At 36.3% G+C, this 25,324-nt stretch carries 29 protein-coding genes; 1 reads left to right on the top strand and 28 read right to left on the bottom strand.

Translation table 11 applies throughout. The features are described 5' to 3' along the window. Nucleotides 1-54: 54 nt before the first annotated feature. From F0362_RS07845 to F0362_RS07720, 26 genes are all read right to left on the bottom strand, one after another. On the bottom strand, nucleotides 55-738 hold the full coding sequence (locus F0362_RS07845) for a lipoprotein intramolecular transacylase Lit (RefSeq protein WP_000830607.1): 684 nt from the start codon (nucleotides 736-738) through the stop codon (nucleotides 55-57). A 25-nt stretch (nucleotides 739-763) separates the two neighbouring features. Next, the gene (locus F0362_RS07840) at nucleotides 764-1,354 is read right to left on the bottom strand and encodes a lipoprotein heptaprenylglyceryl N-acetyltransferase LhaT (RefSeq protein WP_000262817.1); all 591 of its coding nucleotides are present in this window, start codon (nucleotides 1,352-1,354) and stop codon (nucleotides 764-766) included. 111 nt (nucleotides 1,355-1,465) lie between these two features. Continuing rightward, nucleotides 1,466-2,233, bottom strand: coding sequence for a menaquinol-cytochrome c reductase cytochrome b/c subunit (qcrC, locus tag F0362_RS07835; RefSeq protein WP_000554601.1), 768 nt, complete (start codon nucleotides 2,231-2,233; stop codon nucleotides 1,466-1,468). A 43-nt stretch (nucleotides 2,234-2,276) separates the two neighbouring features. Continuing rightward, nucleotides 2,277-2,951 carry a menaquinol-cytochrome c reductase cytochrome b subunit gene (gene qcrB, locus F0362_RS07830; RefSeq protein ID WP_000932700.1) on the bottom strand — a complete coding sequence of 225 codons (675 nt, stop codon included), beginning with the start codon at nucleotides 2,949-2,951 and terminating at the stop codon, nucleotides 2,277-2,279. Beyond that, nucleotides 2,952-3,464: a menaquinol-cytochrome c reductase iron-sulfur subunit gene (gene qcrA / locus F0362_RS07825; RefSeq protein ID WP_001290419.1), complete on the bottom strand. Its 513-nt coding sequence runs from the start codon at nucleotides 3,462-3,464 to the stop codon at nucleotides 2,952-2,954. A gap of 143 nt (nucleotides 3,465-3,607) precedes the next feature. Further along, nucleotides 3,608-4,063, bottom strand: coding sequence for a YpiF family protein (locus F0362_RS07820; RefSeq protein ID WP_000871316.1), 456 nt, complete (start codon nucleotides 4,061-4,063; stop codon nucleotides 3,608-3,610). 153 nt (nucleotides 4,064-4,216) lie between these two features. Next, nucleotides 4,217-4,753, bottom strand: coding sequence for a ReoY family proteolytic degradation factor (locus tag F0362_RS07815; RefSeq protein ID WP_001095919.1), 537 nt, complete (start codon nucleotides 4,751-4,753; stop codon nucleotides 4,217-4,219). A 73-nt stretch (nucleotides 4,754-4,826) separates the two neighbouring features. After that, nucleotides 4,827-6,089, bottom strand: a complete 1,263-nt coding sequence (locus tag F0362_RS07810; protein ID WP_001168690.1) for a tetratricopeptide repeat protein — start codon at nucleotides 6,087-6,089, stop codon at nucleotides 4,827-4,829. A 450-nt stretch (nucleotides 6,090-6,539) separates the two neighbouring features. Further along, on the bottom strand, nucleotides 6,540-7,652 hold the full coding sequence (hisC, locus tag F0362_RS07805) for a histidinol-phosphate transaminase (RefSeq protein WP_001264040.1): 1,113 nt from the start codon (nucleotides 7,650-7,652) through the stop codon (nucleotides 6,540-6,542). Between the two features lie 133 nt (nucleotides 7,653-7,785). Continuing rightward, entirely contained in the window at nucleotides 7,786-8,871 is a 1,086-nt protein-coding gene (gene aroB, locus F0362_RS07800) for a 3-dehydroquinate synthase (RefSeq protein WP_000427689.1), read from the bottom strand. Next, nucleotides 8,871-10,043, bottom strand: a complete 1,173-nt coding sequence (gene aroC / locus F0362_RS07795; RefSeq protein WP_001269353.1) for a chorismate synthase — start codon at nucleotides 10,041-10,043, stop codon at nucleotides 8,871-8,873. The genes aroB and aroC overlap by 1 nt, the downstream gene beginning before the upstream one ends. Nucleotides 10,044-10,316: 273 nt before the next feature. Then, nucleotides 10,317-10,763 (bottom strand): nucleoside-diphosphate kinase, encoded by a 447-nt coding sequence (gene ndk / locus F0362_RS07790; RefSeq protein WP_000415890.1) that lies wholly within the window; start codon nucleotides 10,761-10,763, stop codon nucleotides 10,317-10,319. Between the two features lie 124 nt (nucleotides 10,764-10,887). Beyond that, nucleotides 10,888-11,850: a heptaprenyl diphosphate synthase component II gene (gene hepT, locus F0362_RS07785; protein ID WP_000776088.1), complete on the bottom strand. Its 963-nt coding sequence runs from the start codon at nucleotides 11,848-11,850 to the stop codon at nucleotides 10,888-10,890. A gap of 31 nt (nucleotides 11,851-11,881) precedes the next feature. Beyond that, nucleotides 11,882-12,595, bottom strand: coding sequence for a 2-heptaprenyl-1,4-naphthoquinone methyltransferase (menG, locus tag F0362_RS07780; RefSeq protein WP_001187664.1), 714 nt, complete (start codon nucleotides 12,593-12,595; stop codon nucleotides 11,882-11,884). Nucleotides 12,596-12,624: 29 nt separating this feature from the next. Then, a complete protein-coding gene (locus F0362_RS07775; RefSeq protein WP_000332836.1) occupies nucleotides 12,625-13,374 on the bottom strand; it encodes a heptaprenyl diphosphate synthase component 1 in 750 nt (249 codons plus the stop codon). A 183-nt stretch (nucleotides 13,375-13,557) separates the two neighbouring features. Then, nucleotides 13,558-14,127: a GTP cyclohydrolase I FolE gene (gene folE, locus F0362_RS07770; protein WP_001151479.1), complete on the bottom strand. Its 570-nt coding sequence runs from the start codon at nucleotides 14,125-14,127 to the stop codon at nucleotides 13,558-13,560. Nucleotides 14,128-14,247: 120 nt separating this feature from the next. Continuing rightward, entirely contained in the window at nucleotides 14,248-14,520 is a 273-nt protein-coding gene (locus tag F0362_RS07765; RefSeq protein ID WP_001043860.1) for an HU family DNA-binding protein, read from the bottom strand. Between the two features lie 298 nt (nucleotides 14,521-14,818). Beyond that, nucleotides 14,819-16,297, bottom strand: coding sequence for a stage IV sporulation protein A (gene spoIVA / locus F0362_RS07760; protein WP_000416518.1), 1,479 nt, complete (start codon nucleotides 16,295-16,297; stop codon nucleotides 14,819-14,821). Between the two features lie 243 nt (nucleotides 16,298-16,540). Beyond that, entirely contained in the window at nucleotides 16,541-17,254 is a 714-nt protein-coding gene (locus F0362_RS07755; protein WP_000719829.1) for a hypothetical protein, read from the bottom strand. Between the two features lie 64 nt (nucleotides 17,255-17,318). Then, entirely contained in the window at nucleotides 17,319-17,522 is a 204-nt protein-coding gene (locus tag F0362_RS07750; protein ID WP_001289001.1) for a DUF2768 domain-containing protein, read from the bottom strand. Nucleotides 17,523-17,749: 227 nt separating this feature from the next. Beyond that, nucleotides 17,750-18,001: a stage VI sporulation protein F gene (locus tag F0362_RS07745; RefSeq protein WP_000369753.1), complete on the bottom strand. Its 252-nt coding sequence runs from the start codon at nucleotides 17,999-18,001 to the stop codon at nucleotides 17,750-17,752. A 120-nt stretch (nucleotides 18,002-18,121) separates the two neighbouring features. Further along, the gene (locus F0362_RS07740; protein ID WP_000161758.1) at nucleotides 18,122-19,144 is read right to left on the bottom strand and encodes an NAD(P)H-dependent glycerol-3-phosphate dehydrogenase; all 1,023 of its coding nucleotides are present in this window, start codon (nucleotides 19,142-19,144) and stop codon (nucleotides 18,122-18,124) included. A gap of 18 nt (nucleotides 19,145-19,162) precedes the next feature. Further along, on the bottom strand, nucleotides 19,163-20,473 hold the full coding sequence (gene engA / locus F0362_RS07735) for a ribosome biogenesis GTPase Der (protein WP_001125887.1): 1,311 nt from the start codon (nucleotides 20,471-20,473) through the stop codon (nucleotides 19,163-19,165). 124 nt (nucleotides 20,474-20,597) lie between these two features. Continuing rightward, nucleotides 20,598-20,783, bottom strand: a complete 186-nt coding sequence (locus F0362_RS07730) for a capping complex subunit for YIEGIA (RefSeq protein ID WP_000979055.1) — start codon at nucleotides 20,781-20,783, stop codon at nucleotides 20,598-20,600. Next, nucleotides 20,780-21,673: a YIEGIA family protein gene (locus tag F0362_RS07725; protein ID WP_000141591.1), complete on the bottom strand. Its 894-nt coding sequence runs from the start codon at nucleotides 21,671-21,673 to the stop codon at nucleotides 20,780-20,782. The genes F0362_RS07730 and F0362_RS07725 overlap by 4 nt, the downstream gene beginning before the upstream one ends. Further along, nucleotides 21,666-22,277, bottom strand: coding sequence for a YphA family membrane protein (locus tag F0362_RS07720; protein ID WP_000349114.1), 612 nt, complete (start codon nucleotides 22,275-22,277; stop codon nucleotides 21,666-21,668). The genes F0362_RS07725 and F0362_RS07720 overlap by 8 nt, the downstream gene beginning before the upstream one ends. Before the next feature lie 117 nt (nucleotides 22,278-22,394). Between F0362_RS07720 and F0362_RS07715 the strand changes: the two genes are divergently transcribed. Beyond that, complete coding sequence (locus tag F0362_RS07715; protein ID WP_000513901.1) at nucleotides 22,395-22,529, top strand: YpzI family protein; 135 nt, start codon at nucleotides 22,395-22,397, stop codon at nucleotides 22,527-22,529. Between the two features lie 352 nt (nucleotides 22,530-22,881). Here F0362_RS07715 and F0362_RS07710 read toward each other — a convergent pair whose 3' ends face one another. Then, entirely contained in the window at nucleotides 22,882-23,931 is a 1,050-nt protein-coding gene (locus tag F0362_RS07710; RefSeq protein ID WP_000251049.1) for a type 2 isopentenyl-diphosphate Delta-isomerase, read from the bottom strand. Nucleotides 23,932-23,943: 12 nt separating this feature from the next. Further along, nucleotides 23,944-25,092 carry a 30S ribosomal protein S1 gene (gene rpsA, locus F0362_RS07705; RefSeq protein ID WP_000229553.1) on the bottom strand — a complete coding sequence of 383 codons (1,149 nt, stop codon included), beginning with the start codon at nucleotides 25,090-25,092 and terminating at the stop codon, nucleotides 23,944-23,946. Nucleotides 25,093-25,324: the final 232 nt, after the last annotated feature.

The raw sequence follows: 25,324 nt of genomic DNA, 5'->3' as shown, positions 1-25,324 counted from the left end.
GAACAGAACTGCCCCGAAAAATATATTATCGTTTTACAAACAAAAAAATTCTCTTTAAGCAGAGAATTTTTCCTTTGAAATCCTTTTCTTTTTTACGAAATATCTATACAAGCTGTAACAAAGTATACTACCACCTAAAATGAATAATAAAATAGCACACGCCGCATGCATAAAAAATTCTTCTGGTAGCATTAAAATAATCGGATCCGATTCAATATCAAACATCCAATAATCGTTACTGAATAACAGCTTATGGAATAATACAAAACTCTTTTCAAAATTAATAGCGATTGGCAACACCAGTGCTATCGGAAATATAATTGTTACAATCGATCCATGCAGTAAAAATTTTTCGTTTTTTCTTTTTAATAAATAAACGCCGCCTATCACTACAATCATAATTGTCGCATACATCACATATTGAATCTTTACTATAATATTTTTAACATCTACAAAATGAATACGACCATTTGTAGACATATCTAATGTCGGTAAATGTAATGCTCCGTCATAAAACGGAGATAAATATGTAATTAGCACATCATAATTTCTCTTAATTTCATCTTTTGTCATATCCGCTAAATCTGGAATGTTTAAAAAATCAATTTCAAAATAATACAGCCATTTTCCATATATAACTGCCATTGTTGCAAGTGCAAAAATAGAAAATGCTATGCTATATGAAACAACTAACGTAATCAATCGATCCAATATTTTTCCACTCTTACTTCTCTTCATTTTCTCCCCCTAAATGTTCACACCATCATAAAGAAAACTGTTTTCGGCGCTCACGTAAGCAATAATAGTATGTGATGCACAGTACGACAATACTTAACCAAAATGTAAAATAACCAATTTTCTCTACAAACAAATGCATAATTCCGTATCTCGGCATTTGCCAAAATAAATAATCAATTGCGTCATTATGTAATGTCCATATACCTGCTACTACAAAATGCCATTTTTTTATACGGTAAAACGGAGCATATAACACTCCCTGCACTGCCATTGCAAAATGCGATAGCATTAACATATACCCCATCAAGCCAATAGGACCTTTTACATAAATCATAACCACATTTACAACAACAGCCCATATACCATATTTTATTAAAGTTACAATTGCCAGCGCCTCTATTAATCCCCAGTTTCGCTTTACCAAGAAAGCAATTAAAACAAAGACAAAAAAGAGAGTCGCCATAGGACTATCTGGTACAAACGGCCAAAATATAGGTGACGTTTCTTTTAATTGATTTCCATACCATATAAATCCGTAAATTGTACCTAGTATGTTAACAATCAATAAAAATAATAATACTGAGCGTTGTCTTAACATTGCATACAAGTAAACCAAGCTGTATGTCCAACACCTTTCATTCTTTCCTCAAACTCTACTCTATTATATAGTAAACTTTCTGTCATCAAAATAAAAAGCTGACCACAAAATTTGTAGTCAGCTTTTCTATTATTTTTTATTATACTTTGCAACGAATTCCGAAAGCTTTTTCAGTTCTTCATCCGTACCTTTAAATACACCTTTAGGCATGGAACCTTTTCCATCTTTCGCAATTTTAGCGATTTCTTCAGGTTTTAAAGTTAAGTTCTGCAAAGCTGGTGCTGCCGCCCCGCCTTGTAAATTATCACCATGACACGTTAAACAAGTATTTTTTTGCATTAACTTGTAGCCGTCATCATTTTTATCAACTGGTGCTGTTTTTACAATTGCGCCTTGTTTCTTTGCAGCTTCCCAGTCGTGGTGTGCTACAGATTCCCAAGTTAAAAAGATAATCGATGCAATTGCTAAAAGCATAAATCCAGTGGCTACAGGACGCTTCAACGGGCGTCTTTCTGGACCTCGATCGAGAAATGGAGCTAACAGCAATGCTCCGAACGCAATCCCTGGCATAATAAACGCTCCAATTACAGTAAATGAACCAGAAGCATAAGAATACTTTAGTAACTGATACAAAAATAAGAAATACCAATCTGGAAGTGGTATATATCCGGCATCTGTCGGATCCGCCATTCTCTCAAGCGGTGACGGATGTGCCACTGTTAAACATAAATAACCGATTAAAAAAACTGCACCAACCATCCATTCTTTTAACAAGAAGTTCGGCCAAAATGCTTCTGTTTTTCCTGGGTATTCAGAATAATCTTTTGGAATATTTGGTTTCCGAGCTACTGGTACTCGAGAATCTCCTACAAATTTCATTCCTTTGCCGCGATGCATAATCTCCCTCCTTTAGTTCTTTCCCCTTTAATTTAGCAATCTCTTATAGTGGACCGGAAATACCTTGTTTGCGAATCATGATGAAGTGGAAGGCCATTAAACCTAGAAGTGCTGCTGGTAAGAAGAAGACGTGAATAGCAAAGAAGCGAGTTAATGTTTGAGCGCCAACAATTTCGGAATGACCAGCGAGTAATGTTTTAATATAAGGACCAATGAGCGGCGTTTGCTCTGCGATTTGAATCCCTACTTTCGTAGCAAATAACGCTTTCATATCCCACGGTAATAAATATCCGGTAAAACCAAGACCTAACATAACAAAGAAAATAAGAACACCAACAATCCAGTTTAACTCACGAGGTTTTTTATACGCACCTTGGAAGAAAACTCTGAGTGTATGTAAAAACATCATTACAATTACGAGACTAGCACCCCAGTGGTGCATACCACGAACAATTTGCCCGTACGCAACTTCATTTTGTAAATAGTAAACAGATTCCCACGCATTTTTAATATCAGGCACATAATACATCGTCAAAAACATTCCAGATAAAATTTGAATTACAGTAACGAAAAAGGTAAGTCCTCCAAAGCAATAAACGAATGCAGAAAAGTGATGTGCCGGGTTTACATGTTCAGGTACTTCATGATCAGCGATATCGCGCCATATCGGTGTAATATCTAAACGTTCATCTACCCAATCATAAATTTTATTTAGCATCTACTTTGCACCCCCTTTTGGCTTCGCTTTTCCTAAATACAGCGTTCCATCTTTCACTTTAGACTCGTACACATCAAGCGGAGCAAGTGGCGGTGTGCCTTTAATGTTCATACCATCTTTTGTATAACGTCCTCCGTGACAAGGGCAAAAGAATTGATTCGGATGTGCTTTGTCCGAATTCCAGTTCACTGTACACCCTAAATGTTTACACACTGGAGAAAATGCAACGATGTCTCCGCTTTCATCTTTATGCACCCAAGCAGATTTTGGCTCTTCAGACTTGTACCATCCGTCAACCTGTTTCACCTTAAAGTCGAAACGCTTCGGCTCTGTTGTAATATCCTTTACTTGCGCAACAGCAACCATATCTGTTCCCGCTTCTTTTCTTAACACCGGATCAAGCGCAAATCGCGTCATCGGCATTAAAATACCCGCTGCCATAAAGCCTCCTACTCCTGTAAGTGTGTAATTTAAAAACTGTCTTCTTGACACACGATGTTCTTTCTCGCTCACGAAAATTTCCCCCCTCTATCAGAAATTGTCCCCTCGTGAAAAATAATATAAAAAATAAATACTAGGACACTATCATGATATAATACCCTCATGCACAGGTCAATATCATACTACTCATAATAATAAGAACTTTCTGTTTATTGCTATTTTCCCCATTTTTCTTCTAACATTACCATTATATTTTTTATATGAGCGTGAATGACTTCTCTCTTCGCTTGATCACTAAATTGTTCTAACGCTAATGAGGGTAACCAAAATAAATCCCCCTGTAACTCTTGCATATCTTCTTTCCATGAAAAATCACTTGTAACATAAGCAATATGTTTAAAGCCTTGACTTTGTAAATGATCTGTCCATTCTTGCAAACGAGCTTTTTCATTCTTTTGACTTTCTACTAAATACGTAAATGCAGGTAGTAAAAGCACTCTTCCTTTATATTCTCTTTCCAACTCCATACTCAACAATTCAATAAATTCACCTTGTTCTACTACCGTTTTCATTTCTTTTGCTGCTGAAATTGACAAAAGAGGTATTACCCCTGTATCTACATACTCCCTTGCTTGCTCAAACTGTTCCACGTCTTTTACAATCCATTTCACATTTCTTCCCTCCCTCCAGCTAAAATGACAGAACTTTCACTTTATATATATTAAACCATACTAAAAGGGGTAAAAAAAGAAAAACTACCCAAGATAGGTAGTTTTTCTTAAAAAAGTCCGAAATTTGTAAAAATTCAATAATTCAAATAAATCCTATAAAGTCTTTAACTCCGCCGTTAACCTATGAAACGCTTCCTTATCTTGCTTATCCAACGCTTCATCAATTTGTTTCAAAAGACGTTCTCTTCTAAATGAAAATACACTCTCTTCTAAAAATCTCTCTGCAAGTAAACGATCTTTTTCATTTACTTCAATATGCTTTGGTAAATATGGATTGTCTTCTAATACAGCTACATAGTTTGCGTTTTGGAACGATGATTTAAAGTTGAGTTGAATATAAATATCCTCATCTCGATTTAAACGAATATCATGAAACGATTTTTCAGCATCTGTTGTCATAACATTTTGTTTAAAAAAGTGAAACGGTGTGTCTTTCACGCAATTTGCTGACATCACTAAGCCACGCGGACAATATTTTGCATGCTCTACGAAGTGGACTTTATGCATTAATTGGTCGTGACTCATTAAATAATTCAAAATCCATACACATTCACGCTGTTTCAGTTGGTAATTATTCAAAAACCATTTCACAAAATCCTTCTTCTCGTTTACAGAAACAGGGGTATTCATAGCAATTAAGTCCCTCCTCTGTCTTTCTCTTTTCTTTTTAGATTCAAGAAGCGGCATTCAGTTTCCTTCCAACTTATGAAAAATCCTCTAAATTATATAACAACTCTTCAATATGAATTTGTGTCGGGTCTAGTTGTAATAACTGAGTAAACACTTCTTTGGCCTCTTTTCGCATTCCTTCTTCCAATAAGAAATAACCGTACTCTTCCAAGAAGTCTGGATGATTCTTAAAAGAAGTATATGCACTTTCATAGTGCTTTAATGCATCCGAATACATTTCTAATTGTTTTTTTGCAAACGCAAGATCCCAAAGTAGTTGTGTATCTGGCTCTCCGCTATCAATAGCACGCTCTACAACTGTGATTAACTCTTCATACTTTTCTTGTCCTTTTAAAATATATGCATATTTTAATATTGCACCTAAATGTCCTGGATCTAACTCAAGCGCTTTTTGAAGCACTTCCTCTGCCTCTGCTACTTTTCCTAATTTAGCTGCAATGCTCGCTAATTCTACATAAAACGGAACAGCAAGCTCATCTACTTTAATTCCTTCTTGAAGTGTTTCATAGCTTTCTTGCAGCATTCCTTCTTTTTCATAGCTTTTCGCTAAATACATGTATAGTGATGCGTACTCAGGATCTAATTCTTTTAGTTCTTGCCAAGCACCAATTGCTCTTTGATATTCTTCTCCTTGATATAATGTGAAAGCATATCCAAATAAGGAGTGAATATCTTTTTGCTCCTCTAAGCCTGCTTCATAGTAAGAGATCGCTTCTTCCCAGTTTCCAATTGCACTTAACGTTTCTGCGAGACGAAGTGCAATGACAACACCCCCCATTACTTTATGTTCCGCTAATAGCGACTCGTAATAAGTAATTGCCTTTTGTTCTTCACCTTTACTACTATATAATTCTGCTAATCCAAACGTAATAACAGGTTCGTCAGGCATCAATTCTTTCGCCTTTAATAGTTTTTGCTCTGCTACATCATCAAAACCTTGCATTTGGAATAAATCTGCAACAAGCAATAACGATTGAACATATAAATCATCATTTTCTGGAATATCATGAAGTACTTCAATCGCTTCATCTTCTTTATCTAAATCAATATATAATTCTGCTAAAAATACCGTAAATTCACTCTCTTCCGGATATAGCAAACGTAAATCTTCTGTTATTACTAGCGCCTCATCCGTAAACCCAAGTGTATGATAGTAGCGAGCGATATCATACTTCTCTTCATCATTCGCAACTTGTAATTGTTCTTTTAATAATTGTAATCCTTTTTCCGCTTCACCATTTTCAATATATGACACAGCTTGTTCAAACTTTTGCATAAACGTCTCCTTTAATTCTAAAAAATATTCTCTTCTGTTCATTTATCCCGCTATTAACGGGCAGTCAGACCCCCACCTCAAAATTCAGCTAAGGCAAAGAAGTTAGTTTGGGGATCAACTGCCCATAAAAGCCCGATTGGTTCAACTAATAATTAGCGGGGGATAAACATCCCCCACTGATTAAAGTTTCACTTTATCATAAGCAACGCACTATTATAACGCAACCTTTAGAATGGGCATGCTCCTTCTTGTACTTTTTCTTATAGCGTAGCTACTTGTTCAAAAAGTTCGGATGTGACACCGATCCCTCACTACTTTCTATTGTACCGTTTTCTTTCATGACCGTGCAAATAACTTCCCTTATTAATTATGAAGCAACACCAACCAAGCTTTTAGGAGCTGTTCATGCGGGATAAAAAAGACTCCTATAAAAGGAGCCTTCACAATTTCTTAAGAATAGGTTTCTTCTTTCTTAACTTGCTCATTTACAAGCTCTTTCAGTAATTCTATAATTTCATCATTTTCTTCTTTCAATCCGACGGTAATACGAATGCCATCATGTATTCCAAATGCAGCACCAGAACGAACAATATATCCTTTCTTCATTAATCGTTCGAAAGCTTCATTACCAGAAATACCAAGTTTTAAGAAAATGAAATTTGTTTGAGACGGATAATAGAATACGTTATATTCCTTACAAAATGCATAGTATTGATTTAACCCTTCAGCATTTTTTTGCACACAGTCTTGTAAAAATGTTTGATCTTCTAATGCAGCTATTGCTACAGCTTGGGCTACAGTCGATGTATTGAACGGTAACCTTGCTACTTCCAACTGCCCGATTAACTTCGCATCACCAATCGCATATCCAATTCGAAAAGCAGCTAAGCCATATGCTTTTGAAAATGTACGTAATACCATAAGATTTTCATATTTTTCAAGAAGTGGCAATGTTTGCGGATAGTCTTTTGCTTCCGCATATTCATAATATGCTTCATCCATAATAACGAGCGCTGACTTAGGTACTGATTCTAAAAATGAAAGTAATTTTTGTTTCTCTACATATGTACCTGTCGGGTTATTCGGATTACAAATCCACACAATCTTCGTTTTATCATCTACTTGTTGTAACATTGCATCTAAATCGTGAATGCCATCTTTAAGTGATACTTCACGAACTTCTGCCCCTTCAATAACAGCATGGTGATGGTATTGCGAGAATGTAGGATTCGCCATTACAACATTTGTTCCTTCATGTAGTAAGGCACGGCTAATCATTTGAATAACTTCATCTAACCCACTACCAAATAACAGTTGTTCCGCTTTTACACCTAAATGATCAGCTACTTTTGTCCGAAGTTCAAAAGCATATCCATCTGGATAAAGAGCGTATTGACTCACTAATGATGTTAACGCTTCTGTCACATTTGTAGAACAACCGAATGGATTTTCGTTCGATGCTAATTTCACAATTTTTGATAATCCATATTCTCTTTTTACTTCTTCAATATTTTTCCCAGGTACATATGCTCTCAAAGTTAACAATTGCTCTTTCACTCTCATTTTTCTTCCCCCAGTCATTTTATTGAATTCGATTACAGTAAGGGATTATAATCCCTTACTGTAATCTTTTATCATAACCGTCACTATTACGAAAACACCTCTAAATAAGCACTTCATAACTGTCCCTATATTTTTAAGCCATATCCTTTTGAAATGCTTCTAACGCAATATGAACAGTCTCATCAGGAATAGATACGACGTTCACCACCCCATATTCCTGCATAAGTACCATATGAATTGTTCCAGCATTCGCTTTCTTATCTTGTTTCATCAGTTGAACGAGGCGCTCTACATTCAAATCGCTTGGCATTTTTGGATAGCCGTATTGCAAGAACCACTGCTTTATCTCTTCATAAGCAAGATCAACTTTATACACTTGCTCACTTAAAAATAAAGCAAATAACATCCCAACTGCTACTCCGTCACCGTGAGTAATATTTCCATATCCAATCTCTTTTTCAAGAGCATGCCCTAGCGTATGTCCAAAGTTCAAATGAGCACGTACACCTTTTTCTGTTTCATCTTGTGATACAATATTTGCTTTTACAGGAATCGCCTTCATTAATATGTGAATTAACTTCTCATCACGAAGATCCGCCAATGTTTGCACTTCTTCTTTTAACCAATGATACAGTTCAACATCACCAATCAAAGCATGTTTTATCACTTCTGCAAAACCTGAACGCCATTCTTTTTCAGGAAGAGAGTATAAAAATGGTGTATGATATACAACCGCTTCTGGCTGATGGAATGCACCAATCATATTCTTCCCTAACGGATGGTTAATTGCTACTTTCCCGCCTACTGCACTATCGTGAGCTAATAAAGTCGTTGGAACTTGGACAAAGCGAATGCCACGCATAAACGACGCAGCAACAAAACCAGCCAAATCTCCAATCATTCCGCCTCCAAGTGCGATAATTAAAGAATTTCTATCTAATTTATTTTCAAGAGCTGACGTATGAGCCGCATAGAAATTTTCAAAAGACTTCTCTTTTTCACCACTCGGTACAACGAATGAAAATACTTCTTGCTCTACTTGCAATGCATTCACAACTGTCTGTAAATGTAAAGATGCAACAACTTCATCTGAAATGATCATTACGTTAGATACAACTGGCTGCATATTTTGAACAAATGTTGTCAAATGTAATAATGCCTCTTTCCCAACATGTACATCATATTCTTTTGATTTCGTTTGAATATGTATGTTTTCCATTAAAATCCCCTCGCATATTCATTATGTTTCTCCATATTTTCACGAATAAGATCCATACGATCTAATCCAAATTGTTCTATTAAAGCAGTCGCTAATTCCCAAGCCACAACAGCTTCTGCAACGACACTAGCTGCTGGTACAGCACAACTATCTGAACGTTCAATGCTTGCTGTAAAAGGTTCTTTCGTATCAATATCCACACTTTGAAGAGGTTTATATAGTGTAGGTATCGGTTTCATCACACCGCGCACAACAATTGGCATTCCAGTCGTCATACCGCCTTCTAATCCACCTGCATGATTCGTTCTTCGTGTATATCCACGTGCTTCATTCCACAGAATTTCATCATGAACTTCACTTCCGGGTCTATGCGCTGCTTCAAAACCAATTCCAATCTCAACACCTTTAAAGGCATTAATGCTCATAATCGCGGCTGCTAATTTCGCATCCAGTTTTCGATCATAATGCACATAACTTCCTACTCCAATTGGCATTCCTTCCACAATTACTTCAACGATGCCACCGATTGAATCACCATTTGCTTTCGCATCATCAATTGCTTTTATCATTTGGTTGCCAGCTTCTTCATCTAAACAACGTACAGGTGATGCTTCTGTAATACTTTTTAATTCTTCAATTGAACGATACGTAATCTCCTTAGCTTGTACACCGCCAATTTCAATTACATGGCCTGCCACTGTAATACCAAGTTCCGCTAACACTTTTTTAGCAACCGCACCAGCAGCAACACGCACTGTCGTTTCGCGTGCTGAAGAACGTTCAAGTACATTTCTCATATCTCTATGACCATATTTAATCGCACCATTTAAATCAGCATGTCCAGGTCTTGGTTTTGTTACTTTCCTCTTCATTTCTTTTTCTTCTTGTTCCGTTAACGACTCTGCACCCATAATTTTTGTCCAGTGTGCAAAATCACGATTTTCAACAACAAGTGCAATTGGAGAACCTAATGTCTCTCCATGTCTAACACCACTTGCAATTTGCACTTGATCTGTTTCAATTTGCATGCGTCTACCACGCCCATATCCCTTTTGCCTTCTAGCTAACTCTTCATTTATATCATCCGCTACTAAAGGCAGTCCTGCTGGAATACCTTCTATAATCGTTGTAAGTTGTGGACCATGAGATTCACCAGCTGTAATATATCGCATACGTTATTCCTCTTTTCGTATATGTATTTATCTCGCTATATTAAGCAATGATATTATCTTTCATTACTCTAAAAATATGAAAGAAATTATATGATTGATCAGCCATTCGCTTATTCTCCGATAGGCCTTTTACTTTACATATCAATATATCATAACCGCTCTAACTTCGTAACTAATCCAAATAAAAAAAGTGCAAGAAGAATACCCCTATTCTTCTTGCACTTTTTACTATTATCACAGTGATTAAAGCGTTTACAAATTATTTCAAAATAATTAGTAAATCCATTCATTCATTAATTTTGAGTAGTCTACCAATTCTTCTTCTTTAAAGAAAATAGCAATCTCGCGCTCTGCGCTTTCTAAAGAATCAGAACCGTGGATAATGTTTTTCGCAACAGTTACACCGAAATCTCCACGAATTGTTCCAGGAGCCGCTTCATGTGGTCTTGTTTTACCCATCATATTACGAGCTGTATCTACTACACCTTCACCTTGCCATACCATTGCAAATACAGGTCCAGATGTAATAAAGTCTACTAATTCACCAAAGAAAGGTTTTTCCTTATGCTCACCGTAGTGTTGTCCAGCAATTTCCGGAGTGACTTGCATTAATTTTGCACCAACTAATTGAAAGCCCTTTTTCTCAAAACGAGCTACAATTTCCCCAATGAAGGCACGTTGTACACCGTCTGGTTTTACCATTAGAAATGTTTTTTCCATAAAAAATCTCTCCACTTCTGAATTATGTATGTAATTGTATATCCCCACACACATATTAACACCCTTATCACAATTGTGCAATAGTTTTGAAATAGAGAGATTATTTTATTTTTTAGAATAAACACTAAAATTTTCGTTTTCCAATATACTTTGCAACATTTTGTAATGCATACTTTGCTTGCCCACGTGGGAGTGGTTTTATTATTTCCAATGCTTTATGTAAATAACGTTCGCTAAACGCAAATGCTTGATCAATAGCTGTACTATTTTTTACAGCATCAATAATTTCTTTCATTTCACTTGCTGTTGTATTTTCATGTACAGAAGTGATTTTCTTGCGGAGTATTGGATCTTCCATCGCATATAAAGCAGGCAGCGTAATATTTCCTTGTAGTAAGTCACCACCAGCAGGTTTTCCAAGTTTCTCTTCTGTTGAAACGAAATCTAAAATGTCATCAATAATTTGATAAGACATTCCTACGAAATACCCATACCAAAACAAACGATTTACCATATCACGATTAGCACCAGCAGCAATCGCCCCTAGCTGACAACTCGCAGCAATTAATAATGCTGTTTTTCGCTTTATCCTTCTTAAATACGTTCGTAAATTTTGGTCATAGTTATATTTATCTTTAATTTGTTCAATTTCACCTTTACATACTTCTAAAATTGTATGCGACAGTGCCTGATGCGCCTCTGGAATTTCGATATTTGTTACACATTCAAGAGACTTAGCAAACAGATAGTCTCCTGTATACATTGCAATACGATCTCCCCATTTCGCATTCACAGTCGCACTACCGCGTCGTAAAAACGCTGCATCAATAACGTCATCGTGAACGAGAGAAGCCATATGAATAAGTTCCAACGCAACAGCGACGTGCTTAATTGCGTCTAACTTATAATCCCCGAATTTCCCTGCAAGCAACACGAATACAGGACGAATTCGCTTCCCACCAGCTTCAATGAGTTGTAATGCCGCCTCTTCTACTAATGGCTGTTCAGAAGCAACTGTCTTTTTTAATTCTTTTTCTATTACATTAATATCCGATCGTAAAAAAGAGTACATAAGTTGTAACTTCATATTGTTCACCTTAACCTAAAACTTCTTTTTTCTATTTTGATTCTGGTTTCATACCTAAATGCATCGCTGCTACTCCAAAAGTAAATGGTTTCACTTGTACACGTTCAAGTCCAGCTTCCTCAAACATTTGAGCCAATTCTTTCATCCCTGGGAATGTACTAGCGGATTCTTGAAGCCATGAATATTCTTTATAGCTTTTCGCAAACATCTTTCCAAATAACGGCATGATATATTTAAAGTATAAAATATACCCTTGTCGAAAACCAATCATTGTTGGTTGCGATGTTTCTAGGCAGATTACTTTACCACCTGGTTTTACTACACGTGTCATTTCTTTTAATACGTGTAAATAATCTGGTACGTTACGCAAACCAAATCCAATCGTTACATAATCAAATGTATGATCTTCAAATGGAAGTTCCATTGCATTTCCATGTAGAAGTTCTACTTGTTTTAATTGTAACGCCTCTACCTTTTGTTTACCGACAGATAACATGTTTTCACTGAAGTCTAGGCCAACAACCTTCCCCTGCTCACCTACAGCTCCTGCTAGCGCAATTGTCCAATCCGCTGTCCCGCAGCACACATCAAGCGCTTTACTGCCAGGTTTTACATCCATAATACGCATCGTCTCTTTACGCCATGCTTTATGTCTTTGAAAACTAATTACAGAATTCATCACATCGTATTTATCTGAAATTTTCTCAAATACATCATGTACTCTTTCTTCTTTTGATTGTTGCATGCTCGTACCTTCTTCCAATGTAAAATTGCTTATGTCTTCGATTTATCTCTTAACACAGAATTTATTTCACTTATGTCTGTGTGATCTTCTAAAAATTGATCTTCTTTCTTTCGTAATTCCATCATCCATTCATTAATAACTGTTTCTGCATCAGCTTTATCCCCTAAAGCCTCTTGCACTGCTTGAAAAACAGGTGAATGTTGTTTATCAGCATACAGTTGACATTCTTTTTGGAGACGATTTTTCCCTAATACATACGTTATAAATGGTTTCCAATGTGATAAATGGAAATGATCACATGTTTTTTGAAGGAGCGCAGATTCAATCGTTACTACACTCTCCATTATGTTATCCATCTTGTCATGCGCTTTTTGGTATAGCATAATTTTATGTTCATTAATCTCTTTAATTCCTTCAGCAAGCGCGCGAATTAAAACAATATCACGATTCATAGACAATAAGTAATAATATAGCCCACTATAGTAATCACCTGCAAGTACTGTTAACTGGCGGCGTTTATGCGATTCAATCGCTTCTTCCCCCGCTTTGTTTGATACTCTTTCATGTGTATCAAGCGCAATTTGCACAAGCATAATCGTTACTACATAATGCTCAATTTGTTCTATATGTAAATTTTCACTTTTTAAAGCTCCATATAACAATGCTATTTTCTCTTCATCAATACATGGTTCTTCAATATAGTTTATGAAATAAGGATGGCGTAATTTCTCCATCAATTTCTCTTTTATACCCGCATACCCTCCGTAGATGTCACACACAAAAAATCACCCTTGTTTTCTAATTCATAAAACTTATTATAACACATACATTCTATTTTCTATAACCAAAACTTGGCTACACCTTCCATTGATGTAAGCAATCTTTCTATTCTCACTCTGCCCAACTAACACTATATCATTTATTTACTTGTAAAAAAAAGAAAAGCAGTTTCCCGCTTTTCTTTACTTCGTTTTAATAAAAGATAAAATTTCACTACGCGCTGCAGCATCATTTTCAAGCACACCACGTACTGCCGTCGTTATCGTTTTCGCACCTGGTTTTTTCACACCACGCATCGTCATACACATATGTTCTGCTTCTACTACTACCATTACACCATGCGGCTCTAGTACTTCCATGATAGAATTAGCCACTGTTGATGTAATACGTTCTTGTAGTTGTGGACGACGTGCAATTGTATCTACAGTACGAGCTAATTTACTTAACCCCGTCACCTTTCCGCCTTGCGGAATATATGCAACGTGAGCAACTCCATAGAATGGAACTAGATGATGCTCACACATCGAATAAAATGGTATATCTTTTACTAGTACAAGCTCTTCGTGATCTTCTCCGAATACTTTATGCAAATGCTCTTTTGGATCTTCATGCATCCCCGAGAACACTTCTGCGTACATTTTTGCAACGCGCTTCGGTGTATCAAGTACTCCCTCACGATTTGGGTCATCTCCGATTGCCTCTAAAATAAGGCGTACTGCGTGTTCAATTTGTTCTAAATTAACTTTTGCCATCCGCTAGCCCTCCCGAAAACCTAAAAGTGATACGAACACATTCTAGCATATTTATGTTTTTAAAAGCAAAAAGAAGAGTTCCCAAAAAGGAAACTCTTCTTCCCTGTTAATATGTAAGGATTATTTAACCGCATCTTTTAACGCTTTACCAGGTTTGAATGCAGGTACTTTACTTGCAGCGATTTCAATCTCCTCACCTGTTTGTGGGTTACGACCTTTACGAGCCGCACGCTCACGAACTTCGAAGTTACCGAATCCGATCAATTGTACTTTATCACCTTGTTTTAAAGCTTCTAAGATAGAATCAAAAACAGCGTCTACTGCTTTTGTTGCGTCCTTTTTAGAAAGGGAACTTGCTTCTGCAACAGCATTGATTAAATCTGTCTTGTTCATGCCATTCACCTCCTCCCAAAGATAAGACTGTATAATGATCATAAAATGAGTCTTACTTTCATTTGTAGGCAATTTTTACAAATTCTATACTACAAAGATGTAGATAAATCATTATCAACGCCTATATTATACGATTCTCCTTTATAATTCAATATTTTTAAGGAAATTGTTACTCTTAAAATGTGAAAATCTGATGAAACTTGACAATTTACAACAATGTATTAGATAATGACTGTTTATTTTTCTATTCCATACGTAAAAAATAAAAAAATCCCTCTACAATGAGAGGGATTTTTTCTTATAATATAATCGCAATTAATCCGCCAGATCCTTCATTAATAATTCTTTCTAGTGTTTCTTTTAATTTATATCTAGCATTTTCTGGCATTAAAGATAGTTTTGCTTGAATTCCTTCTCGAACAATAGAGCTAAGCGAACGTCCGAATATATCGGAATTCCAAATTGATAATGGATCATCTTCAAAATCTTGCATTAAATAACGAACTAATTCTTCACTTTGCTTTTCAGTACCAATAATCGGCTCAAACGTCGATTCAACATCTACTTTAATCATATGAATAGATGGAGCTACCGCTTTTAATTTCACACCAAACCTTGAACCGTGACGTATGATTTCCGGCTCATCTAAGCTCATATCAGCTAGTGCAGGTGCTGCTACACCATATCCTGTTTGCTTTACCATACGCAGGGCATCCGCCACTTGATCATATTCTATTTTCGCATGAGATAAGTCGAGCATAAGCTTCAGTAAATGATCTTTCCCTCGAATTTCTACCCCTACTACTTCTTTTAAAATTTGATCGTACAATTCATCTGGCGCATATAAATCAATCTCTGCCACACCTTGCCCCATATCAATGCCAGCTAGACTTGCCCGATCAATAAATTCATATTGACTAAACTGCCAAACGACACGGTCCACATCACGAAGACGTTTTATATCCTTCACAGTCTCTTGAACTGCTTCTTGATAACTTTTGCGTAACCAATGCCCTTCATTTAGCACCATTACCCAACTAGGAAGGTTTACATTCACCTCTAATACTGGGAACTCAAATAACGCTTCTCGAAGTACATTATATACATCTGTTTCTCTTAAACTCTCTACACTCATCGCAATTACTGGTATATCATATTCTTCAGATAAACTTTGGCGTAATTGCTCTGTATCCGGATGATACGGCTGTACAGTATTGATAATCATAATGAAAGGCTTTCCAACTTCTTTTAACTCATTTACAACGCGTTCTTCTGCCTCTATATAATCTCTTCTTGGTATTTCGCCAATCGTTCCATCCGTTGTAATTACAACACCAATTGTTGAATGTTCTTGAATTACTTTGCGCGTGCCAATTTCTGCAGCTTCATGGAATGGAATAGGCTCTTCATACCAAGGAGTATTAATCATACGCGGGCCATTCTCATCTTCATAGCCTTTTGCTCCTGGAACCGTATATCCAACACAATCTACTAATCGAATATTTACTTCAAGTCCTTCATCTACTTCGATAGAAACCGCTTGGTTTGGAACAAACTTCGGTTCCGTCGTCATGATTGTACGACCAGCAGCACTTTGAGGCAGTTCATCCTGCGCTCTTTGGCGGTCAGATTCATTCTCAATGTTCGGAATAACAACAAGTTCCATAAATTTTTTAATGAATGTTGATTTCCCTGTTCGAACAGCTCCTACAACTCCAAAATAAATATCACCGCCTGTGCGTTCCGCAATATCTTTAAAAATATCTACCTTTTCCAAGTGATTCCCTCCCTCAAAATTTTTGGGAATAATTCCGTGTATATAGTCAACTAATACCTTCTCTAACGTTGCCTATAATATCTGATATAATATAATGGTATTCTAGAAGTTCGGACAATATATCAAATAATTTTGTCCAATTTCATATGACTATTAAAAAAATACTTTTTGTTTGCATCACAAGTTGTATAACATAAAAAACCTTTCTTCTAGAACTTATTCGCTAAAAGAAAGGTTCATGACTTATGATTTAAAAAAAATTGGTTCTCCGTCCTTCACCGTATACGGTAAAGAATATGCGGGAACAAATGGGGAGTCTTTCGATAGTATATTTCGAATATCTTCTCCTTCCTTAAATTGCCCTTCATTTTTTTTCAACACTTCATATAAGTCGATTCTGTAGTCAACAAATACTTCTCCTTTTTCATTGATTACAAAAGGAAGTCCTTTACCAGAATACGGACTTGTCACTTGCGGTACATCTTTATATCCTAGTTTTTTGTAATCCAATTCATATACCCCGTCTGAAATTACTTTTTTAAACGGTGGATATCTATGTTCATCACGGTACATCCTTAGTTTTAATGATAATTCCTGAATTTGTTCAACCATCCTTATATCAATTAACTTTACGGTCGGATTTGTTTCAACATCTATTAATACGTATTGGTATACCCCTCCACTTTCATACGCATTCCCTGGTGCTTCTTGTATGTAGCGCGGAGCAATTTTTTGAAAATCGATTGGATACTTTTGATAAATAGGTGTACTCATATCACGCGTTTTAATTGGCAATATCCCACCATTTTGTTCCTTATATGTCGTAATAGCTTTTTGAACAACTTGTAACTGATCTTCATAAGGAACAGCATTTTGTTTCATATTTTCTTTCGGATACATACACCCTGTTAAAACGCTGATGCAACAAAATATTAAAATAATATGGATTTTTTTCACTAACAATCACCTTTTCACGCTAGTATAACTTACTCCTTATGTAACATTTTGAGATACACTCCTCTTACTGCTCCACAGGTCCACTAAATACAACAAGAAAAATAACAATACCCGACACAATCATGAGGGTGTACGCTACTAACGCTGTAATCCCTTTCAGAAATTTATTTTTCATTTTATGCCTACTTAATAAAATAAAAACTACTGCAACAAACATAAATCCCATTGCCCCTAAGGAAAACCACATTTTTATAAGCCCTTCTGACATATATACACCCCTTTACTTTCAATCTATTTTTATACTATTTTAACAAATTAAAATCTTTAAACAAATACAATTCATCATTTTAATGTAAATTAACAAAATTTATGTACAAAAATAAAACCGAAGCGCATTATTTTGCGCTTCGGTTGACCAAATATGCCCTTACCAGCTCTATTCCCATTCTTTCATGGCTATCATATGCAATCTACAATCTCTTTGTTTCTCATAATTTATTTTTTAAACATTTTGCTTAACGAGCCAAAATCTGCTGGCATATTATTGTTAATAATCGCTTTTACAATTTGATCCTCTTGCTCTTTCGGCACCTCACGTCCTGCCATAAGAGCTACTTGATGAATCAATTGACGAAGCACAGTTTCATCACGTAAATTCGCATTTTGTACAGATGACGCTAATTTAAAAATATCCTCTTTGTTCACTTTCGCTTCCTTCTCAATATTATTAAAAATGTTATTATCCATTCTTTTCACCCTCTCCTCAAGTTACACTTCATCCTATGCAAAAATAAAAAAATGGTGAAAAGACCCAATCAAAAAATAAAAAAGCGACAGGAGTACAAATTGTACTTCTGTCGCTTTTATTTAAAGTAAATCAGGTATAGCTTCCACTTCATGTTTTCGAACGCGTCCCATCAATGAGCCTACTGCATCCTTTACATCATTCCCATTGAACAACACGTCATATAAAGCAGCTGTAATCGGCATTTCAACTTCCATCTTCTCTGCCAATTCATGAGCAGCTTTCGTTGTTCTTACGCCTTCTACAACCATCCCCATACTTTCTAACACTTCTTCTAAAGAGTGCCCTTTTCCGAGCATATTTCCAGCACGCCAATTTCGGCTATGAACACTTGTACAAGTTACTATCAAGTCTCCCATACCAGTTAGACCAGCGAACGTTAAAGGATTTCCGCCCATTTTTCTTCCTAAACGAGCAATTTCCGTTAAACCACGTGTCATTAATGCCGCTTTCGCATTATCACCTAATCCAAGACCATCCGTTATCCCTGCAGCTAATGCGATAATATTTTTTAAAGCACCACCAAGCTCAACTCCAACAATATCAGGATTTGTGTATACACGGAAGTAGCTATTCATAAACAAATCTTGTACTTCCTCAGCCGCTTCCATACGCTTCGCTGCCGATGTAACAGTTGTCGCTTGACGTAAGCCGACTTCTTCAGCATGACTCGGTCCAGACAGTACAACAACATCTTTAATCAAGTTCTCTGGAATTTCTTCCTCAATCACTTCCGAAATACGTTTTGACGTACCTGGTTCGATCCCTTTACTTGCATGAATCCACGTAACTGGTTCTGTAACAATTTCTTTCATCTCTTGTAATACATCTCTGTACGCTTTCGTCGGTACTACTAACAGTACTGTATTTACATCTACTAATGCTTCTTCTAAAGAAGAGTAGGCTACGATTGTGCTTGGCAATGTAATTCCTGGAAGATATCGACTATTCTCATGTTTCGCATTAATCTCATCCATAAGTTCAGAACGATTTCCCCAAATACGTACATCATGTCCATTGTCAGCTAATACCATCGCTAACGCTGTTCCCCAGCTACCTGCTCCTATTACTGTGATTTTTGTCATAAAATCACATCCTCTCCATTAGTCTCTTGCTCTAGCGATAATGTGAATCGGTGTTCCTACAAAACCGAACGCTTCACGTAAACGATTCTTTAAGAAGCGCTCATATGAAAAGTGCATTAATTCTGTATCGTTTACAAACACAACAAATGTCGGTGGTTTTACCGCAACCTGTGTCGCATAGAAGATCTTCAGACGGCTACCATTATGAGTCGGCGTTGGATTCATCGCTACAGCATCCATAATTACATCATTTAATACATTCGTTTGTACACGGATACTATGACTTTCATTTACTTCATTAATAACTGGTAACAATGTTTGTGTACGTTTTTTCGTTTTCGCAGATAAGAATACAATCGGTGCATAGTCCAAGAATTGGAAATGAGCACGAATATTTTCTTCAAATGCTTTCATTGTTTTCTCATCTTTTTTCACTGCATCCCATTTGTTTACAACGATAATAACAGCTCGTCCTGAATCATGAGCATATCCAGCAATTTTTTTATCCTGTTCAATAATTCCTTCTTCTCCGTCTAAAACGACTAAAACAACGTCAGAACGTTCAATCGCTCTAAGCGCACGAAGTACACTATATTTTTCTGTGCTTTCGTATACTTTCCCTTTTTTACGCATACCAGCTGTATCGATAATTACATAATCTTGACCATCTTTGCTATATGGTGTATCAACAGCATCACGTGTCGTTCCTGCTATATTACTTACAATTACACGTTCTTGACCAAGAAGTGCATTTACAAGTGATGATTTCCCTACGTTTGGACGTCCAATTAAAGAGAAACGGATTGTTTCATCGTCATACGCTTCTTCTTCAATCTTCGGAAAATGATTTGCAGCTTCATCTAACAAATCACCAAGTCCTAAACCATGTGTACCTGAAATCGGGAATGGCTCACCGAATCCTAATGCATAGAAATCATAAATGTCACTACGCATTTCTGGATTATCAACCTTATTTACCGCAAGTACAATAGGTTTTTTAGAACGATATAAAATTTTAGCAACTTCTTCATCTGCTGCAGTTACACCATCGCGACCATTCGTCATAAAAATGATAACATCTGCTTCATCAATCGCTACTTCCGCCTGTTGACGAATTTGTGTCAAGAACGGCTCGTCTCCAATATCAATTCCACCTGTATCAATAATGTTAAACTCATGATTTAACCATTCTCCCGCACTATAAATACGGTCTCGCGTTATACCTGGTATATCTTCTACGATTGAAACTCTTTCTCCAACAATTCTATTGAAAATAGTAGATTTTCCTACGTTCGGGCGGCCTACTATTGCTATTACTGGTTTCGGCATATACTTTCATCCTTTCAACTTGCTTCTGTTTATTATGTAAAAAACCCTTCTTTGTGCAAGAAGGGATTTGCATTCCAGAATATTTCTCAACGTATCAAAACACCTCATATTATAACACACGTTGCTAATGTTTCACAATAATATATACATTCTCTTGTAAGCGATGCGCAATACCATCTAATATCGCCTCTAAATTATTTGCAACAAATTCTAGTTCCTCTTTCGTCTCACAAGTAAATAAGGGAGCTCCGCCTGCAAACTTTTCCGGTGTCGTTGTAATTACCGCGAGAATAACACTTTCTAACATCATCTTTTATCTCCCCTTCCTTTCGGGGCTTCCGATGACATATGAACGGCACTTTCTAGCGTTGGCACATTCCCTATGACACCTATCGCTTTCTCGGCATCTTGGTCTTGCGGCAAGACAAAGATGCCAACTCTTCCATCTTCTAAATCACGCTTTGCTAACGGTACAAGTGCTGGTGTACCTGAATCCCTATATATCCCTAGAGCAACAGAGACATCATGTAAAATAGCTTGCCGTTGTCCTAAATTTGCAATTGTAACCATCGCATCAATTGATTTCGGTTTTAAAATAAAACCCATTCCATATTTCATAATTTCTTCTTGCCTTGCCGGCAATCCAATATTCATAATATAAATATTATCAATATAAAGCCCCGCTCCTTCAAAGCGAAGCGGTACATGCTCGATATCAACAAGATCATGTAACCTTTTGCCTGACATTAATTTTTTCGCAATAAAAAATGCTATTATAGCCATAATTACTCCAGCAATCCATGAATGGAACCCTATATACGCAAACGTCGTTGCAAACGACGTTAACATCGCCAAATAGTTGCGACTTTCAAAAACTAATGCAATTCCTTCAATGTATGTATTTCCACGCGGTACGAGCTCATATCCATCTAATTGTTGAAGCGTATTTCTTTCCATATTACGCACATCACGAAATTGCGTCGCTGCTAACGTAAGAAATGTAATGGCAGAAAAATCTTTTTTCAAAATAGACGGGATTGCAATCGCTCCTAAAGCTGCGGCAATTAACCCCATCGCAATATGAATAATTTTCCCATGAAGCCTCGTTGGATATTGCCGCGTATCCGTGCGAAGCATTAACACTCTCGTTACCGTCCCTGCTATTACGCCACATAAAATGGCTGGTGTATATTCAGTCATGTATTACCCTCGCCTTTCTTTTACGTGTTTTCCGCTTAAACTGTTCCATGTATACTGATACTTTTGCAATCCAAAATAAAATTGTCATAAACAATGTAGAAACGGCGATGATATCAAAAAACGCTAAACTACCGTAATCATAAGGGAAGTTTAGTTTTCGAAAAATAAGTGTCACTAACAACTCTCCTTGCAACATCCCTATATATAAAGAACATAATCGCAGGAAACGATCTCCATGCAATAAAACTGATGCATACACAAGGGCACCACTTAACAGAAACAACCTATCCACCACAATCCAAATCGGGTCATATACTTCTAACAAATGAAAACTTGTATATAACATTGCAATAATAAGCGCCGAAAGTAAGGTATATATTTTTTTCCAAATAGAATATAGCGTAATCCCTATAAAAGAAATAATACAAAGTAAAAGAGCATTTATTGATACCGTGAATGAAGCAATCGTTACATGTAACGGAGAGCAAATTATAAAAATCAATATACAAGCACTTAACTTCCATCGAATAGATTCCTTTTTCATAAAGAAAGTTACGATAACCCACCCTATCCAAGCTACAAAATAAAAAGTACTCCCATCCATCATTTCACCTCCTATGTTTTCCATTATGGGAACTTTTTATGAAAGTTAATCCCCCTTTCTTTACGCATAGTTTTTTCATATAACAGCAACACTTTTAATAAGGAGGTGCTATTCACAATGGGTAAAGATCGCCAAGAACGAAAACTAAGAGAATCACGCCGCGTTGAATCGGATCGCGACCAATCACTTCAATATCCTGGTGCAACAAGTCTTGATACACCGGAGCAAGCTCGCAAGCAAAATCAGCACTAAACATACAAAAAGACGGTTTCCATATTGTCCGAAACCGTCTTTTTTCATAATTATTTTAATGATTTTTATTTATATTGAAATAATATTTTATATACTAATTTTCCCATGACTTAATTTCACCTTCACCTATTTCCCATAGGAAATTTAAACTCTCTCTAATAATTCAGCATCACCTCTTCTATATTTTCTCATTTTTGCAACCTCTTTTTCAATTGCAAATTCCGCCGAATAATATTTTTATATACAATTAATCTTATTAAACGTCTGTTTTTTATAGAATACTAATTCCGTTCCCTACTTTATATTACAAAAAAGAATAGAAAACAAAAAACCAACCGTTCGGTTGGTTTTTTTATCTCCTACTATAATGCGTTGTATCAATACCACGCTGCATTAACCAATGATACGTTTCGCCCTTTACAACAAGAGGTACAGATTGCAACTCTTCTATCGTCTTCGCACCAAGAGCTGTCATAATAAATTTTAAATCTGTATGTAAAAGATCAATTTCATCCACTAACTTCTCGATACCATCTTGCATTAAAATACGTAAAAAGTATCCAGCAAATGCGGTTGTATTCGCCCCTAATGCGATTGCCTTCGCCACGTCAAGCGCTGTTTGTATGCCCCCAGATGCAATAAAAGAGAGGTTGTTATTTGTAGAGGTTGCTTCAATAATCGAGGTAGTTGTTTGTATGCCCCAGTTATTAAAATAAGAAAGCATTCGCTGTCTTCTTTCATTTTCAACAGCAGCAAAATTTGTACCACCTTGTCCACCAATATCAATTGCCGTTACACCTATACTCACTAACTGTTGCACTGTTTCCTTACTCATCCCAAATCCAACTTCTTTTACAATGACAGGAATTTTACTCTTTAAAACAATTTGTTCAATCCGCTGAAGTACCCCCGTAAAATCACGATCTCCTTCAGGCATCGTTAACTCTTGTATAACATTTAAATGAATTTGTAGTGCGTTTGCTTCAATCATATCAACGGCACGCTCTGCCTGTTCGACAGTTGCCTCACTACCTAAATTCGCAAAGAAAATCCCATTTGGATTTATCTTTCTAACGACCTTATAAGAAGCCGCCTCACGCTCATCTTTTAACGCTGCCATTTGCGAACCTACAGCCATAGCGAGATTATGATGTTTCGCTACATATGCTAGTTGCTCATTAATATGTAACGTTTGCTCTCCTCCACCACCAGTCATCGCATTGATAAAAATCGGCGAACTTAGTGAAAGTTCGCCGATTTTTGTTTCACATGTTATAGTATCATAACTTGAATTTGGCAAGCTTTGATGCACAAAATCAATATCATGAAAGCCATGCGTACGAGACTGACCAGTAGAAAGAGCATATTCAATATGATCTAATTTACGTTTTGCCCTTACCACTCGTACCCCTCTTTATTTCTTTAATTTTTTCAGTTGTTCACCAATAATATCACTTAATTGGAAAGTAGCAGAATCAGCATTTGGCTCATATTTGCTATAATCTTCTGTTACATTATTTTCTTCAAGTGCTTCTTTTATACTTAAAGAAATACGTTTTTCCGCTACATGTACTTCAAGTACTTTCACTTTTACTTCTTGTCCCATTTCCAATACTTCATTTGGATTTTTCACGTGACGATTTGCAATTTGAGATACGTGCACAAGCCCTTCAACGCCAGGTAAAATTTCAACGAAAGCACCGAATGTAACTAGACGTTTTACTACTCCCTCACGAATATCACCAGCTTTTATTTCACCAGCAACATTTTCCCAAGGTCCCGGCTGAGCTGCTTTAATTGATAAAGAGATACGTTGCGTATCAGCATCAACAGATAGCACCTTTACCTTTACCTTTTGACCTTGCTCTAGCACTTCAGATGGTTGCTCCACACGTTCGTGTGAAATTTGCGAAATGTGAACTAAACCGTCCACACCACCAACGTTAACGAAAGCACCAAAATCCGTTAATCGTTGTACTGTTCCTTCAACAATATCCCCTTCTTTTAACGAAGAGATTGCTTCTTTTTTCTTAGAATCTAGTTCTAATTCTACTACCGCTTTATGCGAAAGGATTACACGATTTTTTTCGCGGTCTAATTCAACAATTTTTACCGCTAATGTTTTTCCTTTATAGTCAGAAAAGTCTTCTACATAATGTACTTCTACAAGTGAAGCTGGGATAAAACCACGAACGCCTAGGTCCACAACTAATCCACCATTCACGATATCTTTTACAGTAACATCAAATACATGACCAGAAGTAAATTTCTCTTGTAATTCTACCCATGCTTTTTCTGCATCAACAGCACGTTTAGATAAAACAAGATCATCTTCTTCTAATTTAATAATTTTCAATTCTAGTGTTTGATCTAATTCTACAACATCGCTTGCTTTTTCAATATGAACGTTAGCTAATTCACTAATTGGAATTACGCCATCTGTTTTGTATCCAACATTTACAAGCACTTGTTTTTCTTCAACCTTCGTTACAGAACCTGTAACAACGTCACCAACTTGTAATTCTTTTGAATCCATAACTTCTTCATTCATTTTCTCTACCATGGAAATACCTCCCTACAGAATTGACAAAGCATTTTTATGTATATACGAAATGAAAACAAATGTTTTCATTTGCATGTTTAAGAATTTATCATCACATACTCTTTTTCAATAGCATTCATAAGAAAATATATTAATCCTATATAAATAGTATACAGCAAAATCATCTTGAAGAAAGTATGTTTTGAAATATAATAGCGAATATATTCTGACAGTTTTATTCCTCTTTAACTAA

The sequence above is a fragment of the Bacillus sp. BS98 genome (assembly GCF_008432245.1).
GTDB classification, from domain to species: domain Bacteria; phylum Bacillota; class Bacilli; order Bacillales; family Bacillaceae_G; genus Bacillus_A; species Bacillus_A toyonensis.
This window is presented reverse-complemented; position numbering and strand designations above follow the sequence as displayed.

What these genes read in the sequence shown, in the direction of transcription:
- rpsA (WP_000229553.1), bottom strand. Translation starts at nt 25,092, where the DNA reads ATGGTAGAGAAAATGAATGAAGAAGTTATGGATTCAAAAGAATTACAA.
- F0362_RS07765 (WP_001043860.1), bottom strand. Translation starts at nt 14,520, where the DNA reads ATGAACAAGACAGATTTAATCAATGCTGTTGCAGAAGCAAGTTCCCTT.
- F0362_RS07750 (WP_001289001.1), bottom strand. Translation starts at nt 17,522, where the DNA reads ATGTCAGAAGGGCTTATAAAAATGTGGTTTTCCTTAGGGGCAATGGGA.
- F0362_RS07740 (WP_000161758.1), bottom strand. Translation starts at nt 19,144, where the DNA reads ATGACAAAAATCACAGTAATAGGAGCAGGTAGCTGGGGAACAGCGTTA.
- hisC (WP_001264040.1), bottom strand. Translation starts at nt 7,652, where the DNA reads ATGAGAGTGAAAGAGCAATTGTTAACTTTGAGAGCATATGTACCTGGG.
- qcrB (WP_000932700.1), bottom strand. Translation starts at nt 2,951, where the DNA reads ATGCTAAATAAAATTTATGATTGGGTAGATGAACGTTTAGATATTACA.
- F0362_RS07720 (WP_000349114.1), bottom strand. Translation starts at nt 22,277, where the DNA reads ATGGATGGGAGTACTTTTTATTTTGTAGCTTGGATAGGGTGGGTTATC.
- F0362_RS07815 (WP_001095919.1), bottom strand. Translation starts at nt 4,753, where the DNA reads ATGAATACCCCTGTTTCTGTAAACGAGAAGAAGGATTTTGTGAAATGG.
- F0362_RS07730 (WP_000979055.1), bottom strand. Translation starts at nt 20,783, where the DNA reads ATGATGTTAGAAAGTGTTATTCTCGCGGTAATTACAACGACACCGGAA.
- F0362_RS07715 (WP_000513901.1), top strand. Translation starts at nt 22,395, where the DNA reads ATGGGTAAAGATCGCCAAGAACGAAAACTAAGAGAATCACGCCGCGTT.
- F0362_RS07725 (WP_000141591.1), bottom strand. Translation starts at nt 21,673, where the DNA reads ATGACTGAATATACACCAGCCATTTTATGTGGCGTAATAGCAGGGACG.
- F0362_RS07845 (WP_000830607.1), bottom strand. Translation starts at nt 738, where the DNA reads ATGAAGAGAAGTAAGAGTGGAAAAATATTGGATCGATTGATTACGTTA.
- aroC (WP_001269353.1), bottom strand. Translation starts at nt 10,043, where the DNA reads ATGCGATATATTACAGCTGGTGAATCTCATGGTCCACAACTTACAACG.
- qcrC (WP_000554601.1), bottom strand. Translation starts at nt 2,233, where the DNA reads ATGCATCGCGGCAAAGGAATGAAATTTGTAGGAGATTCTCGAGTACCA.
- F0362_RS07745 (WP_000369753.1), bottom strand. Translation starts at nt 18,001, where the DNA reads ATGGATAATAACATTTTTAATAATATTGAGAAGGAAGCGAAAGTGAAC.
- folE (WP_001151479.1), bottom strand. Translation starts at nt 14,127, where the DNA reads ATGGCAAAAGTTAATTTAGAACAAATTGAACACGCAGTACGCCTTATT.
- menG (WP_001187664.1), bottom strand. Translation starts at nt 12,595, where the DNA reads ATGCAACAATCAAAAGAAGAAAGAGTACATGATGTATTTGAGAAAATT.
- F0362_RS07810 (WP_001168690.1), bottom strand. Translation starts at nt 6,089, where the DNA reads ATGCAAAAGTTTGAACAAGCTGTGTCATATATTGAAAATGGTGAAGCG.
- engA (WP_001125887.1), bottom strand. Translation starts at nt 20,473, where the DNA reads ATGCCGAAACCAGTAATAGCAATAGTAGGCCGCCCGAACGTAGGAAAA.
- ndk (WP_000415890.1), bottom strand. Translation starts at nt 10,763, where the DNA reads ATGGAAAAAACATTTCTAATGGTAAAACCAGACGGTGTACAACGTGCC.
- hepT (WP_000776088.1), bottom strand. Translation starts at nt 11,850, where the DNA reads ATGAAGTTACAACTTATGTACTCTTTTTTACGATCGGATATTAATGTA.
- aroB (WP_000427689.1), bottom strand. Translation starts at nt 8,871, where the DNA reads ATGGAAAACATACATATTCAAACGAAATCAAAAGAATATGATGTACAT.